A 13,500-nucleotide genomic window follows, 5' to 3' on the forward strand; every position below is an offset into this window, starting at 1 on the left:
AATATAAATGATAAAAATTTTTTTATTAAGAGGAGGTTTACATATGTCAAAAAATGTTCAACCAGGGGAATTTTATGTTGGAACGGTAAGCGAAAACTGGACCGAGGATGCGCTTTTTTACGAGTATAGCACGGCTGCTGATCCAATTGGCAGTGGGATTATTAGTCCAATCCCGCCTAAAGAATTTGCACCTGAACTATATAATTCAGGAGAAACTCGTATTATACCGCTGGATTTATCTAATGAGCTGAAAACCCAATATCCAGCAACGAGCCCCTCCCTCCTTGCAAACTTTATCCGAATTAAGGCAGGAAATTCGATTCATACGCAACCAAATGCAACCAGTGAATTGTATTATATTATTTCGGGGGATGGCACTACCGAAATAAATGGTCAAACCATCCGTTGGAAAAAAGGTGACTTTTTAACGCTTCCAGCCGGCTCAGTCAGTCGTCATTCAGCGACAGAAGATTCAACCATCTACTACATTTTAGACACTCCACTTCTTAACTACTTGGGAGCTAAGGCCACGGATGCACGTTTTAAGCCGACACTTTATACGGCCGAACAGGCGAAAGCAAAATTAGATGAGGTCGCTAATGCACCCGATGCACATTTAAAAAACCGTATCTCCATTCTATTAAACAATCAAAATTTCGAACAAACTTTAACGATTACACATGTTTTATGGGCAATGTTTGGGATTGTTCCTGTAGGCTCAAACCAAGCGCCACATAGTCATAAATCAGTTGCCCTTGACTTTGTTGCCTACGCTACACCAGGGACCTACACATTAGTCGGTGATAAAGTGGACCCTGTTACGAAACAAATCATTGATCCCATTCGGATTGACTGGGTAACAGGAAAAGCCTTCGTTACCCCGCCAGGGCTGTGGCATTCTCATCACAATGAATCAGGGGAACCTGCATTTATTATCCCAATCCAAGATGCAGGTCTGCAAACCTACCTTCGTACTTTGGATATTCAATTTTTTCATTATGATGAGGAATAATAGTATTCTATTAACGAGGAAAATGTAGAATGAGAGTGGCTAAGTTTTGTGAGCGAAATATTAAAGTAACCGATGCTGACAAAGTCATTGACCAACTTCGCCTCCATTATCAAAAGGATGTAGATGTTCGTATTGTAGACTGCTTTCACAGGTGTTTAGAATGCAGAGTCCGGCCGTTTTGCCGGATTCAATTAACCACCATCGAGGCAGACGATGCTGAGAGCTTGATAGAAAAAATACTTCAAACGGTTAAACCGTCTTTGTAATTAAGAAAAACGGTACGCTAATTGTTAGTGAAATAAAAGTGGGAGCAAAAGATAACTTTTGCTCCCTTCCTATTTATATTTAATTATTTTACAATTAAAACTTGGCATGGGGCCTTTTGAACCACATAATGACTGACGCTTCCTAAGAATAGTTCCTTGAGTCCGCTTAATCCTCTGCTTCCCATGACAACTAAATCTGCATCATTCTTTTTGACGAAATCAACGATCATCATTCCTGCGTTGCCTTTCAAAAGAAGTGCTTTTGTTTTATTTGGAAGTGATTCTAACTCTTGTTCTATTTCATTACGTAAGGTATTTGCTCTCTCTAGTTGTTCCTCAAGTAATTCAACAACCCCGAATCCATAGGCATAAGGTATTGGCTTATCTGGTTGCATAACCATGACGACAAATAATTCTATTTGTTGATCTTGTTTTGCTAAATCCATTGCCATCTTCAAAGCTTTTTTGCTTAACTCAGAATGATCATATGCAACAACAACACGTGAATAATTCGTTACCATGATTCTCATCTCCCTGTCAGAACTTTCCTTCCTACTTTTATTATACGTCCCTACTTTTTATTGCGGATTGAATATTGTGTCAATATTGTTATTTTCAAGTTTTCAAATGTACATTTCTTAAATTTGATTGCTGAGCAAGAGCAACATTTACGAAAAATCAAGGCAAACGGTCAAATGTATCCGTGCCGACAAAAAAATGAGTCATGCCTTTTCTGCATAACTCATTTTTTCATCCTTTAAAATATAGTAAAGCAATGAGGAAGATGATTAATCCAATTAAGAAAATAGGACCAATACCTGTACTGTATACAAAGTAAACTCTAATATTGAGAATCGCATGAACTATAAGAATGACCAGTAAGCAAACAAGCACTACAATGGTTAACTGTACATTTCGATTTCGATTTCGATTCAAAGTATTTGCTCCCTTCTAGAAGCACCGCTGGGACAATGTTTTTTTATATAAATATTTACCGTTGGCTTGAAATATTCCTACCTATAAAAGCCTGCACATCCTGAACGGTTTAGTAGTGATGGTTTTTTACGTCACATAATAATGAAATGTTTTGACAAAATAACTAATATACTGTAAATTAACTAATGTACGAACAATATTATTTAATTCTACTAGAATATTCGTGTTTGGGAGTGTTTTTTATGGATACTGTATTTGATTATGAAGATATTCAACTGATTCCTGCTAAATCGATCGTTAACAGTCGTTCTGAGTGTGATACGAGTGTCACATTTGGTGGATATATATTCAAATTGCCAGTCGTCCCTGCTAATATGCAGACGATTATTGACGAAAAGCTGGCAATTTTCTTTGCGGAAAATGGTTATTTCTATATCATGCACCGTTTCCAGCCTGAAAAGCGGCTTGATTTCGTAAAGGACATGCAGGCACGTGGACTGATTGCATCTATTAGTGTCGGTGTCAAAGAAGGAGAATACGATTTCATCAACCAGCTGGCAGAGGAAAAGCTAACCCCTGAATTTATTACCATCGATATCGCCCATGGTCATTCCAATTCCGTGATTGAAATGATTAAGCATATTAAAAAACAGCTGCCAAATAGCTTTGTCATCGCTGGAAATGTCGGAACTCCGGAAGCTGTCAGAGAATTAGAGCATGCCGGTGCAGATGCTACGAAAGTTGGGATTGGACCTGGAAAAGTATGTATTACGAAAATTAAGACTGGATTTGGAACAGGCGGCTGGCAATTAGCCGCACTAAGATGGTGTGCCAAGGCGGCTAGTAAACCAATTATTGCGGACGGCGGCATTCGTACCCATGGGGATATCGCGAAGTCGGTAAGGTTTGGGGCATCCATGGTCATGATCGGTTCATTGTTTGCTGGACATGAAGAATCCCCTGGGGAAACGATTGAGAAGGACGGAAAGTGTGTGAAGGAATACTTCGGTTCGGCTTCAGAATTCCAAAAAGGCGAACGAAAAAATGTTGAGGGTAAAAAAATGTACGTTGAACACAAGGGTCGTTTAATCGATACCTTGATTGAAATGGAACAAGACCTACAGTCGTCTATTTCCTATGCTGGTGGTAATAAGTTAAAAGACATCCGTACAGTCGATTATGTTGTCGTGAAGAATTCCATTTTTAACGGTGATAAAGTGTATTAAAAAATTTCGCTGCCTGTCCCCTATTTTGGGGCAGGCATCTTTTGTATAAGTTGATTTCGCAGTGCTTGAGAAATAGACGGAGAAATTCCGGTTAAATTGAAAAATGAGCAGAAACATAAGAATTAACTTTTTTCACTTTGATTCATCCTTCTCTTCAATTTTTCTTCAGTAGAGGAACCCTCGACAGGTGTATAAATGCTACACCAAAAATCTGTATTACCATGAACTTGTAAAGAAGTTAAATTAAAAATCATTTTACCAGCTTTGGAATGTCTAAATTCAATCAACACTTCGGGAGCCATATTTACTTGATTTTCTTGCCATAAAGTTTGAAAATCTGGATTCAGATTGGACATTTCTTCAAGAAATTGAGTGTACCATTCGTCCCCCATATTTTGCCCATAATAAACCCTAAAGATGGAAAGAAATCCTTTCACAAAATGCTCCCAATTGACAGCTAAAGCCCTCAACTCTTTCCTCGTAAACACTAAGCGGATCAAGTTTCTCTGTTCAATAGGAATTTGTTCGAAATCCAAAAAGACATAAGCTGCAGCAGGATTCCAACCAACAATTTGGAAATGTCGGTCTGTGATCAGAGTGGGACAGTATTTTAATTCTGTTAAAATTTTTTCTAAAGAAGGGGAAAGTTTTGTTTGTAAAACTTCATGTTTATACACATTGGTATTTACTTCTAATGCTAAATCGTATAGATACTTTCGTTCATCATTATTTAACTGTAGAGCAGATGCTATAGAATCTAGTACTGAAGATGAGACCTTAATATCTCGCCCTTGTTCTAGCCATGTGTACCAGGTAGTGCTCACTCCCGCTAATTGGGCGACTTCCTCCCTCCTTAGACCTGGCGTTCTCCGCCTAGTTCCCGTTGGTAATCCTACTAATTGAGGTTGTAAATTTGCACGTTTTGACTTTAAAAATTTTGATAAAGCTTCTAATCTTGTTTTACTATTCATGATAAATTACTCCTGTCTTAAAACGATAATCATATTACTAATTATACTATGATAAACAACAACTTGTAATAGGATAAACATGGTGCCAAAATATAGATAATCTAATAACGAGGGGGAAGAAATATGGAACGAGTTGTAATTACAGGGATGGGAGTCGTGTCACCCTTGGGTAACAACATTGAAACATTTTGGAGGAATTTAACCGAAGGCAGGTCTGGAATTTCTAACATTAATAGGTTTGACGTAAGTAAACATAAAACCAAAATTGCTGGATTAGTTAATGATTTCAATGCTGAGGATATACTTGGTCAGAAGGATGCAAGGCGTATGGATAGATTTTGTCAATTTGCTCTAGGTGCGGCTGAACAAGCATGGAACGATTCCAATTTGAACATTAAGGAAATAGACTTAGAGCGTCTTAGTGTATACATTGGTTCGGGTATAGGTGGAATTGAGACTTTGATGCAAAATTTTGATGTACTTCGAGAAAGAGGACCACAAAGGGTAAGTCCAACAATGGTGCCTTCGATGATTGCAAATGCAGCTTCAGCACAAATAAGTATCAAATGGGGGGCATTGGGACCTTCTATGGCCCCTGTTTCCGCTTGTGCAATTGGAAATACAGCTATTGGAGAGGCTTTCAGAATTATTCGGTATGGTATAGCTGATGTAGCATTTGCTGGAGGGGTTGAGGCAGCCATAACAGAATTGTCTCTAGCCAGTTTCGGAAATGCAAAAGCGTTGTCTTCGAGAAATGATGAACCAAGTGCTGCTAGTCGTCCTTTTGATGCGAATAGAGATGGTTTTGTCATGTCTGAAGGTGCAGGAATTTTAATACTTGAATCTTTAACACATGCTTTACAAAGAAATGCACGAATTTATGCGGAAGTAATTGGATATGGTGCTAGTTCTGATGCATATCACATGGTTTCTCCGCATCCAGAAGGTAAAGGAGCCTATCTTGCAATGAAAATGGCTTTAAAAGATGCGTCCATTTCTACTGATGATGTAGATGTCATTAGTGCTCATGCAACAAGTACAGAGGTAGGTGACATATCTGAAACAAATGCTATTAAAAAATTGTTCGGTGAACAAGCATACAGGATACCAGTTACGGCTAATAAATCGATGACAGGACATTTATTAGGAGCAGCTGGCGGGGTTGAGGCTATTGCATTAGCAAAAAGTCTCCAAGAGGGCATCATTCCGCCTACTATCAACTTAGAACACCCCGATCCATTATGTGATTTAGATTATGTACCAAACGTAGCCCGACAAACAAATCTCAAAATAGGGATCTCCAATTCATTTGGGTTTGGTGGGCATAATGCAGTAATTGCTTTAAAAAAGTATTAATTGTGAAAATAGTTTTATTAGTAGAGTGAAGAAATGTACTTATCGGGTTACTACTCTTCAATAAGAATAAAATCAAGGACCTTATTTGTGGTCCTTGATTTATTTTTAAATATCAACAATATTATTTAACAATGCCTTTTTAAAATGGATAACTGCCCCTTATTGTTAGTGAATATAAACACTTAGAGGGTAGTTCATAATAAACATACATGGAATAATGTAAATGGGCGTTTTTTTAAGTGCCGACGCCTCCATAATACGATCGGAAGATGCTTTAAATTTCAATTTGTTTAATTATTTTAGCGGGATTACCGCCTACTACAACATTATCTGGTACATCTTTAGTGACTACTGCACCTGATGCGATTACCACATTGTCCCCTATCGTAACTCCTGGATTTATGACGGCTCTTCCTCCAATCCAAACATTGTTTCCAAACGTAATGGGTTTGGCATATTCCTTCCCTGAATTACGCTCCGTTGGATTAATTGGGTGGGTGGCTGTATAGATTTGCACGCCTGGTGCAAGCATGCAATTATCTCCAAAGCGTACCTCGCAAACATCTAAAATGGTGCAGTCGAAGTTTGCATAAAAGTTTTCTCCCGCATGGATGTTATAACCATAATCAACACGAATATTGGGTTCCATATATACGTTTTCTCCGGTTGAACCGAGTAGCTCCATTAATAATTTTTTCCGTTTTTCTCCTTCCGTTTCCAACGTTTGATTATATATCCGAACCTTGCGCCTTGCTTCCTCACGTTCGCTTGATAACACGGGGTCAGCGGGATCATACATTTCTCCCTCCAACATTTTGTCTTTTTCCGTTTTCATTTTATAACCTGCCTTCCAAAACTAACCTGTATATACAAATATATCATACCTGAAGCTTCCATTTATGTAGAAAAACACTTGGAATCTTCTCCAAGTGTTTTAATTTACCATTTAAAAAAACTCTTATTGGTGATTGTTATAAAGCAATAATAACTATTTGCACAATCCTAAAATTTATCAAATGGTGTTATGGTTTAATTATGGAAAATAATCAAGAAGGGAATCTTCCTGATTATTCCTCACTATTTCTTTTCCTAATGTCTGATGCATCTGTTTCCTCACCAAATTCAGTGGCATAGTTAAGATTTCCAGTTCCTTGTCGTTGGGTGTTATAGTTTTCGCTTTGCTTTGACGCAAACAAAAGGGGTAAACAAATCAACCCACTTATCCCAACCAGACTATAAATGACTCTTGACAAAAAGGAATCCTGTCCCCCAAATATGGCTGCTACCAAATCAAAATTAAAAAAACCAATTAATCCCCAGTTTATAGCTCCTACAATCACTAGAAATAAGGCAATCTTTTGTAACACTCTCACAAATATTCACCTCCTTTTTTAGTATCTTTTGTAAAAATATTAGGATTCATGCAAAACATAAGTCTCTTCTATGTCACGATATTTATAACCCAGGTTTTATAAATTTTTTCCAATGTTTGAAAGTATAGATATCCATTACACGCACATTATATAAAGGTTCCACAATAAATAACTTTCAAGGGGGATTATTATGGGAGACTTTTTAGGATTATTCGGTGATGACAATTCACAAGACATACAAAATAAAGATAGCCAAAACAGTTCAAGTACCCTAGGTACCGAAACCACTTCTAATACCCAACAAGATAATCAAAATGACGGAGCACTGCAACTTCATAAAGAGGAATTAGACATTACGAAAAATAATGTCAGCGCTGGTCAAGTAGTGATTTCTAAAGATGTGGTTGAGGAACAAAAAACGGTTGATGTTCCTGTAATGCATGAGGAAGTTGTGATAAAAAGAACTCCCTTGAATAACGAGCGAAGTGATGGGTCTGCCATCTCTCAGGAAAGTATCACCATTCCCGTTTCCCAAGAGCAAGTTGAGGTAAACAAATATACGGTTGCGACCGAGGAGATTTCAACTTCGAAACGTCAAGTTGAGGATACTCAGCAGGTACAAGAAACCCTTAGACACGAAGAGGCTCATGTAGATACAACAGGAAGTGTTAATATTGTTTCCGATGGCTCCAGCTTTAATGATATAAATAACAGCTAAGAACAAAAGGTGCAAGCAACCGTTCAGCAAAGTATGGACTAGAGCGTTTCCACAATTATATTTAATAATTCCCTATAAAATAACAAAAACACCTTTTCATTGCTATGTAATGAAAAGGTGTTTCACCATTTCTATGGAGGAAGATGAAGTTGGTTGAAAATCAGAATTTAACAAAACACGATCAAAGTGAAGTAACACTCCAACTACACAAGGAAGAATTGCAGGTTACCAAGAAATGGGTTGAGACGGCAGATGTTACGATATATAAGAAAACTTATACGGAGGAAAAGCAAATTTTGGTTCCTGTCACACGTGAAGAGCTCATCATTGAGAAAAGGGTATTCAATCCCGGGGATGCTATCGAAACAGAAATGGAAACCATTCGCATTCCCTTAAGTGAAGAGCGTATTGAAGTAACCCTACACCCAACGGCTCTCGAGGAGGTTGAAATATATAAGAATCAATTTGAAGAGCTTATACAGATTTGTGAGACCATAAAAGAAGAAAAATTAAATATCGATATTAATGGCGATGTAAAGGTAATTTTAGACGGTCAATCGTGACAGTAATCAGTAAACCCTTATTAAACAAGGCGAAATGAACATTTCCTAATCATATCTGAACTACCCTTGAGGGCTTGGATAGTACACTCGGCATTACGTAAAAAAAAGAACTTCCCATCGGAAGCCCTCTTAAATCAACCAAATTCTATATTTGCTCTGCATATTTTTTAAAATTATCTAAAATTGCTTGCCAGCCTTGTTGTTGCATTTCGATTGGATTGGTGGTCTCCGCATCAAATGTTTCAATGATTTCGGTTGCCTTTTCATCACCCTTAAAGGCGATGTGAACTTTTCGACCATCACCAAGTGTATAAGAAATAAGCTCATGTAATACCACTTCATCATAAATTCCGCCAAAATCAAAACCAAAACTGCCATCTTTCGCTTCCATTCGGGAAAGGAATTTTCCGCCCACTCTTAAATCATTTTCAGCAATGGGCGTGTGCCAGTCCTCAGAAGCACTGTTCCATTTTTTTATATGGGCAGGCTCAGTCCAATATTTCCATACTTTTTCAACTGGTGCATGAACGGTTGCTTGTATTGTAATTTTGGGTTGATTAGTTGATTCCATTTTCACTTACCACCTTTTCAAATATTTAAACTGATTTGACAAATTCAATAAACGCATCAACCTTACTATCTAAGAAACTAAGTGTTCCTTCATCCACTAACTTCCCTGTTTGTTCATCAAATTTCTGATTTGCAAAACCAATTAAAACTTCATTTCCACCTGGCGGAAGAATCTTAGCCTGCATACCAGGCGCTGCGAGAATTTCACGTAAATGCATTTGTGCACGAACGGTTCCGAGCATGCCAAGCGTCACACCTAGAGGCATTACTGGTTTGCCAATAAAAACCTTGTCTACCCGAGAAGCCCAATCAAGCGCATTCTTTAACACACCAGGAATGGACCAATTGTATTCCGGCGTAATAATGAGAACTCCATCAGCACTAGAAATTGCCTCCTTAAATTCCTTCACCACTTGCGTTGGATTGTTTTCCTCGTCTTGGTCATAGAATGGGAGCGAACGGATGTCGACAATTTCGATATCCATTTTATCCTTGTAACGTTCTTTCATGGTTTTAGCTAAGTGCATGTTGTACGATTCTTTTCTAATACTCCCAACAATGGTAACGATTTTCATGATGGACCTCCAAAGTATGGTTCATTTTTATGTAAAAAGCTATTGTAGATTGATGATCCGATCCCAGATGTCTCTCTCCCTAAAACTATTACATATCTATAATCTTATTTAACGGTATTTACATTGTCAAACTTTGGAACCTGTGTGGGTACTTGATTTCAAAATATTCGTCTCATTAAATATGTACTCCGTCTCTAATTCACTCATCGACCATTCGTAGAGATGCTTATTATTTTTTTTATAGATCCCGAATTTAATTAGTTCATTGATTAAAAATTGCCTTTTATTATTGATTGGTTTTCGTTGGTCTTTTTTCATACGAAGGTGCCAACTCCTTTCCATAAAGGCAATTATAAAAGATATTTTCAAAAAATCTGTCGATTGAACGTGTATTTAATGACTTTTAAAGGAATTGTTAATCTTCTTTAACAAAAGTAAAAAGAACGGCATTTATTGTTACCATTTCTTAATCAAATTGAATTGTTCGGTAAACCTAAATAGTCTGAAATAAGATAACTTAATTCTTTTCGCTGGATAAATGTGTTTTTTATCATTCGCTCATTGAATTGCAAAAATCGCTCATTGAGGTCCGAAATTCGCCCATTGAATACCGAAATTCGCTCATAGACTGTAAAAATTCGCCCATTGTAATGCTAAGGCCTATAAATATCTAAATTTGGAGGTGTAATTTTACACAAAAATATGATTTTTCCTGTATATCACCTACTTATTTATGAGAAATTGCTATTAATTTCATTCCACAAATCCAAACATAAGAAATCCGGCCCCACTCTGAGCCGGATTTCTTATGTTTGCTTTATTTCTAACCTTCGGGCAACAAGTGACAGAGTAAAATTAACGATAAAGTACAGAAACGCGATCAGGATAAAAACAGGGACCACATACGATCCTTTTTGTGCGTAGATAATTTGTCCATTGTGCAATAAATCCGGCAAGGCAATCACGACGGCTAACGAGGTATCCTTGAGCAGTGAAATAAATTGACTGACGATTGGAGGAACCATTCTTCTTAGCGCCTGTGGGACGATGATATAGCGTAAGGTCTGAGTGTTGGTCAATCCAGACGACCGTCCTGCCTCGATTTGTCCTTTTTCAATCGAGTTTAACCCGCCGCGAATAATTTCTGAAATCATTGCCGATTCAAACACAGTCAAAGCTACAATCGCCGCCGTCGTTATTTCCATTTCAATCCCGATTTCGGGCAAGGCAAAATAGGTAAAGAAAATAATCAACAGCAAGGGCAAGTTCCGGATTGTCTCAACAACCAGCGCTAAGAAAGGAGAAACAACCGGAATTCGCGCATACCTAAGCGTGCCGATTAGTTCACCAATAATGAAACTAAATACTATCGATAGAGTAGCGACCTTTAAGGTGACCGCAAAACCCTCCAGTAAAAATTTCACATTGTCCAGAGTGTATACTTCCATAAACGGTGCCAGAAATTCCATCCTCAGCACCTCCTTATTGACTTCGAGCCAAGCGTTTTTCTAAAAGTCCCACGCCAAGACTTAATGGAATCGTTAGGATTAAATAAAATAAGGCAACTAAGATATACGTATCAAAGGTTACGTAGGTTTTTGCCGAAATTAGATCCCCTTGGTACATTAAATCGCCGCCCGCGACGACGGCTAACAAGGAGGAATTTTTCACTAGATTGATAAACTGGTTGCCGAGGGACGGGATGACAATCTTGATCGCCTGAGGGAGGATCACCAGCCTCATTGCAGCGCCATAACTCAATCCTGTCGAACGGGCGGCTTCCATTTGTCCTTTCGGAACTGACATGATTCCCGCTCGGATCGCTTCGGCAATGAAAGCGGCGGTATAAATCGAGAGGCCAATTGTTCCTGCCGTCATTCCGCCAAAGTTCCCGGCCAAGTAGGTGAAAAAGATAATCACTAACACGGGTATATTTCGGATAAATTCTACATAAAAAGTCCCCAGCCAGTTAAGAAGTTTCACTGGGGCCATTCGCAAAACAGCAATCATTGTTCCCAGTATAAAGCTGGACAATAAAGCAATTACACTGCATAAAATTGTTATTTTTAGTCCTTCTAAAAAGGCATCGATATTATTGGATAGTATCGAGAAATCCAGCAAACCATTCCCTCCTCATACAACAGGACGAGTAGGACCGTCATCATACCCACGAACTCCCCGTCCTGAAGAGAAAACCGATATCACTTACTATTCTTAATCCATTTATTCTTAATTTCGTCGTACTTTCCTGATTCCTTTAAGCTTTTTAACGCTTTATTTAATTCATCGACAAGGACTTTATTCCCTTTTTTAACAGCGATTCCGTATGGCTCATCTGTAAAAGTTCCGCCGACTAGTTCAAAAGACGGATCTTCTTCGGCCATTCCGTAAAGGATGGCGTCATCTGTTGTCAGGGCATCTCCCTTGCCTGCTTTTAAGGCTGTAAAGGCTTCTGCATAGTTTTCAAATTCAAGGACCGTTGTTTCGGGCGCTTTCTCACGAATATTGATGGTTGAGGTCGAGCCTTTCACCGCGAGCACTTTTGTTCCTTTTTTCAAATCTTTAATGCTCTTAATCTTGCTGCCTTTTTTCACTAATAAGGATTGACCCGCATCAAAATAGACATCGGTAAAATCCACTTCTTTCTTCCGTTCTTCTGTGATGGTCATCGTCGCGACTACCGCATCCACCTTCCCATTATTCAAAAGGCCAACCCTTGTTTTCGACGTCACCTCTACGTACTCAGGCTTTACATCCTTGCCAAACATTTCTTCTGCGAGTGCCTTCGAAAGATCAATATCGAATCCTTCCACTTCACCTGTCGAAGGATTTTTCAATCCAAATAACCGCGTGTCATGCTTTACGCCAAATACGATTTTTTTCTCCTCTTTAATTTGGCCAAGGACATCCTTGCTACCTCCTTTTGGGTCCTTATTCCCGCCGCAGCCGGCCAGGAATAAAGCTGCCATTGTGGTTACCAACGCCATTTTTACGAAATTTTTGGTTTTGAACATTCCTTTACCTCCATTTAATGATTTAAGATACGGCTGAGAAATTGGCGAGCCCGTTCTTCTCGGGGCTGCTGATAAAACTCAGCCGGAACTGCTTCTTCTAGTATTCGACCCTCATCCATAAAGACGATTCGGTCAGCCACGTCTCGGGCAAAGCCCATTTCGTGGGTCACCACGACCATTGTCATGCCTTCTTTGGCGAGGGCTTTCATGACATCAAGAACCTCCCCTATCATTTCGGGATCCAGGGCTGAGGTAGGTTCATCGAAAAGCATAATTTTTGGATTCATGGCCAGACCGCGGGCGATGGCTACCCGTTGCTGCTGACCTCCGGAAAGTTGCGATGGATACGCTTCGGCCTTGTCTAAAATCCCGACCTTAGCCAGGTAATGCCTGGCCGTATCGTTCGCTTCCTTTTCGGATTGGCCCAATACTTTCATCGGTGCTAGCGTAATATTTTTAAGCACTGTTTTGTGCGGATATAAATAAAAATGCTGAAAAACCATGCCAATATTGCGCCTTAGCTTATTGAGATCTGTTTTCTTAGCCCCTACGGATATCCCATTCACAGTGAGTGTACCGGCAGAGATACTTTCAAGTTGATTGATACAGCGGAGCAATGTACTTTTCCCTGAACCGGACGGGCCGATGATGACCACTACTTCCCCTTGATGGATGCTAAGGTTAATATCCTTTAAGACATGAAAATCCCCATAAAACTTATTGATCTGCTTAAATTCAATCATTCTTGACCTCCTACTCCTAAAACGAATAATATATGGAAATTCTCAGGTTACTTAATTGATATTCAACCCTTGTCCAATTCAAACCGCGACCTTTTTCTCGTTTTGAAATAGTTAAAAAGATGGATAAATTTAAAAAGGTGTCAGGTACCAGCCAAAAATTGGCTGGTACCTGACACC

Annotated in this window: 18 protein-coding genes; 6 read left to right on the top strand and 12 right to left on the bottom strand. The window is 38.9% G+C overall.

The genetic code is table 11. The features are described 5' to 3' along the window. Positions 1 to 43 precede the first annotated feature (43 nt). Entirely contained in the window at positions 44 to 1,012 is a 969-nt protein-coding gene (locus V7121_RS21080; RefSeq protein ID WP_335547698.1) for a cupin domain-containing protein, read from the top strand. A gap of 29 nt (positions 1,013 to 1,041) precedes the next feature. Continuing rightward, the gene (locus V7121_RS21085; RefSeq protein WP_335495566.1) at positions 1,042 to 1,278 is read left to right on the top strand and encodes a DUF1450 domain-containing protein; all 237 of its coding nucleotides are present in this window, start codon (positions 1,042 to 1,044) and stop codon (positions 1,276 to 1,278) included. Positions 1,279 to 1,361: 83 nt separating this feature from the next. Here V7121_RS21085 and V7121_RS21090 read toward each other — a convergent pair whose 3' ends face one another. Continuing rightward, positions 1,362 to 1,799, bottom strand: a complete 438-nt coding sequence (locus V7121_RS21090) for a universal stress protein (protein WP_335495565.1) — start codon at positions 1,797 to 1,799, stop codon at positions 1,362 to 1,364. 229 nt (positions 1,800 to 2,028) lie between these two features. Then, complete coding sequence (locus V7121_RS21095; protein ID WP_335495564.1) at positions 2,029 to 2,214, bottom strand: hypothetical protein; 186 nt, start codon at positions 2,212 to 2,214, stop codon at positions 2,029 to 2,031. 242 nt (positions 2,215 to 2,456) lie between these two features. Between V7121_RS21095 and guaC the strand changes: the two genes are divergently transcribed. After that, positions 2,457 to 3,440 carry a GMP reductase gene (gene guaC / locus V7121_RS21100; RefSeq protein ID WP_335547699.1) on the top strand — a complete coding sequence of 328 codons (984 nt, stop codon included), beginning with the start codon at positions 2,457 to 2,459 and terminating at the stop codon, positions 3,438 to 3,440. Positions 3,441 to 3,562: 122 nt separating this feature from the next. On the opposite strand, the gene V7121_RS21105 is transcribed toward guaC, so the two are convergent. Further along, positions 3,563 to 4,411 (bottom strand): helix-turn-helix transcriptional regulator, encoded by an 849-nt coding sequence (locus V7121_RS21105; RefSeq protein WP_335495561.1) that lies wholly within the window; start codon positions 4,409 to 4,411, stop codon positions 3,563 to 3,565. A gap of 123 nt (positions 4,412 to 4,534) precedes the next feature. On the opposite strand from V7121_RS21105, the gene fabF reads away from it, so the two are divergent. After that, on the top strand, positions 4,535 to 5,767 hold the full coding sequence (gene fabF / locus V7121_RS21110) for a beta-ketoacyl-ACP synthase II (RefSeq protein WP_335495560.1): 1,233 nt from the start codon (positions 4,535 to 4,537) through the stop codon (positions 5,765 to 5,767). A gap of 274 nt (positions 5,768 to 6,041) precedes the next feature. Here the strand turns inward: fabF and V7121_RS21115 are convergent, their stop codons facing one another. Together V7121_RS21115 and V7121_RS21120 are read right to left on the bottom strand one after the other, a co-directional pair. Continuing rightward, on the bottom strand, positions 6,042 to 6,602 hold the full coding sequence (locus V7121_RS21115; RefSeq protein WP_335547701.1) for a sugar O-acetyltransferase: 561 nt from the start codon (positions 6,600 to 6,602) through the stop codon (positions 6,042 to 6,044). A 232-nt stretch (positions 6,603 to 6,834) separates the two neighbouring features. Continuing rightward, positions 6,835 to 7,140 carry a DUF378 domain-containing protein gene (locus V7121_RS21120; RefSeq protein WP_335495556.1) on the bottom strand — a complete coding sequence of 102 codons (306 nt, stop codon included), beginning with the start codon at positions 7,138 to 7,140 and terminating at the stop codon, positions 6,835 to 6,837. Positions 7,141 to 7,330: 190 nt separating this feature from the next. On the opposite strand from V7121_RS21120, the gene V7121_RS21125 reads away from it, so the two are divergent. Both V7121_RS21125 and V7121_RS21130 read left to right on the top strand, forming a co-directional pair. Next, positions 7,331 to 7,858 carry a YsnF/AvaK domain-containing protein gene (locus V7121_RS21125; protein WP_335495554.1) on the top strand — a complete coding sequence of 176 codons (528 nt, stop codon included), beginning with the start codon at positions 7,331 to 7,333 and terminating at the stop codon, positions 7,856 to 7,858. A 149-nt stretch (positions 7,859 to 8,007) separates the two neighbouring features. After that, positions 8,008 to 8,421, top strand: coding sequence for a YsnF/AvaK domain-containing protein (locus V7121_RS21130; RefSeq protein ID WP_335547703.1), 414 nt, complete (start codon positions 8,008 to 8,010; stop codon positions 8,419 to 8,421). A gap of 145 nt (positions 8,422 to 8,566) precedes the next feature. Here V7121_RS21130 and V7121_RS21135 read toward each other — a convergent pair whose 3' ends face one another. From V7121_RS21135 to V7121_RS21165, 7 genes are all read right to left on the bottom strand, one after another. Then, the gene (locus V7121_RS21135) at positions 8,567 to 8,992 is read right to left on the bottom strand and encodes an SRPBCC family protein (protein WP_335495551.1); all 426 of its coding nucleotides are present in this window, start codon (positions 8,990 to 8,992) and stop codon (positions 8,567 to 8,569) included. Between the two features lie 25 nt (positions 8,993 to 9,017). Beyond that, the gene (locus tag V7121_RS21140; protein WP_335495549.1) at positions 9,018 to 9,566 is read right to left on the bottom strand and encodes an NADPH-dependent FMN reductase; all 549 of its coding nucleotides are present in this window, start codon (positions 9,564 to 9,566) and stop codon (positions 9,018 to 9,020) included. Between the two features lie 126 nt (positions 9,567 to 9,692). Next, positions 9,693 to 9,884 (bottom strand): Fur-regulated basic protein FbpA, encoded by a 192-nt coding sequence (locus V7121_RS21145; RefSeq protein WP_335495548.1) that lies wholly within the window; start codon positions 9,882 to 9,884, stop codon positions 9,693 to 9,695. 488 nt (positions 9,885 to 10,372) lie between these two features. Next, positions 10,373 to 11,035, bottom strand: coding sequence for an amino acid ABC transporter permease (locus V7121_RS21150; RefSeq protein ID WP_335495547.1), 663 nt, complete (start codon positions 11,033 to 11,035; stop codon positions 10,373 to 10,375). Positions 11,036 to 11,048: 13 nt separating this feature from the next. Beyond that, a complete protein-coding gene (locus V7121_RS21155; RefSeq protein WP_335495546.1) occupies positions 11,049 to 11,687 on the bottom strand; it encodes an amino acid ABC transporter permease in 639 nt (212 codons plus the stop codon). A gap of 80 nt (positions 11,688 to 11,767) precedes the next feature. Continuing rightward, a complete protein-coding gene (locus V7121_RS21160) occupies positions 11,768 to 12,580 on the bottom strand; it encodes a transporter substrate-binding domain-containing protein (protein ID WP_335547705.1) in 813 nt (270 codons plus the stop codon). Positions 12,581 to 12,594: 14 nt separating this feature from the next. Beyond that, complete coding sequence (locus V7121_RS21165; protein ID WP_335495542.1) at positions 12,595 to 13,323, bottom strand: amino acid ABC transporter ATP-binding protein; 729 nt, start codon at positions 13,321 to 13,323, stop codon at positions 12,595 to 12,597. Positions 13,324 to 13,500 lie beyond the last annotated feature (177 nt).

The organism is Neobacillus drentensis (genome assembly GCF_036962125.1).
GTDB classification, from domain to species: Bacteria; Bacillota; Bacilli; order Bacillales; family Cytobacillaceae; genus Neobacillus; species Neobacillus drentensis_B.

Coding starts and splice junctions, on each gene's coding strand:
- V7121_RS21080 (WP_335547698.1), top strand. CDS start 44: ATGTCAAAAAATGTTCAACCAGGGGAATTTTATGTTGGAACGGTAAGC.
- V7121_RS21085 (WP_335495566.1), top strand. CDS start 1,042: ATGAGAGTGGCTAAGTTTTGTGAGCGAAATATTAAAGTAACCGATGCT.
- V7121_RS21090 (WP_335495565.1), bottom strand. CDS start 1,799: ATGGTAACGAATTATTCACGTGTTGTTGTTGCATATGATCATTCTGAG.
- guaC (WP_335547699.1), top strand. CDS start 2,457: ATGGATACTGTATTTGATTATGAAGATATTCAACTGATTCCTGCTAAA.
- V7121_RS21105 (WP_335495561.1), bottom strand. CDS start 4,411: ATGAATAGTAAAACAAGATTAGAAGCTTTATCAAAATTTTTAAAGTCA.
- fabF (WP_335495560.1), top strand. CDS start 4,535: ATGGAACGAGTTGTAATTACAGGGATGGGAGTCGTGTCACCCTTGGGT.
- V7121_RS21115 (WP_335547701.1), bottom strand. CDS start 6,602: ATGAAAACGGAAAAAGACAAAATGTTGGAGGGAGAAATGTATGATCCC.
- V7121_RS21125 (WP_335495554.1), top strand. CDS start 7,331: ATGGGAGACTTTTTAGGATTATTCGGTGATGACAATTCACAAGACATA.
- V7121_RS21135 (WP_335495551.1), bottom strand. CDS start 8,992: ATGGAATCAACTAATCAACCCAAAATTACAATACAAGCAACCGTTCAT.
- V7121_RS21140 (WP_335495549.1), bottom strand. CDS start 9,566: ATGAAAATCGTTACCATTGTTGGGAGTATTAGAAAAGAATCGTACAAC.
- V7121_RS21145 (WP_335495548.1), bottom strand. CDS start 9,884: ATGAAAAAAGACCAACGAAAACCAATCAATAATAAAAGGCAATTTTTA.
- V7121_RS21150 (WP_335495547.1), bottom strand. CDS start 11,035: ATGGAATTTCTGGCACCGTTTATGGAAGTATACACTCTGGACAATGTG.
- V7121_RS21160 (WP_335547705.1), bottom strand. CDS start 12,580: ATGTTCAAAACCAAAAATTTCGTAAAAATGGCGTTGGTAACCACAATG.
- V7121_RS21165 (WP_335495542.1), bottom strand. CDS start 13,323: ATGATTGAATTTAAGCAGATCAATAAGTTTTATGGGGATTTTCATGTC.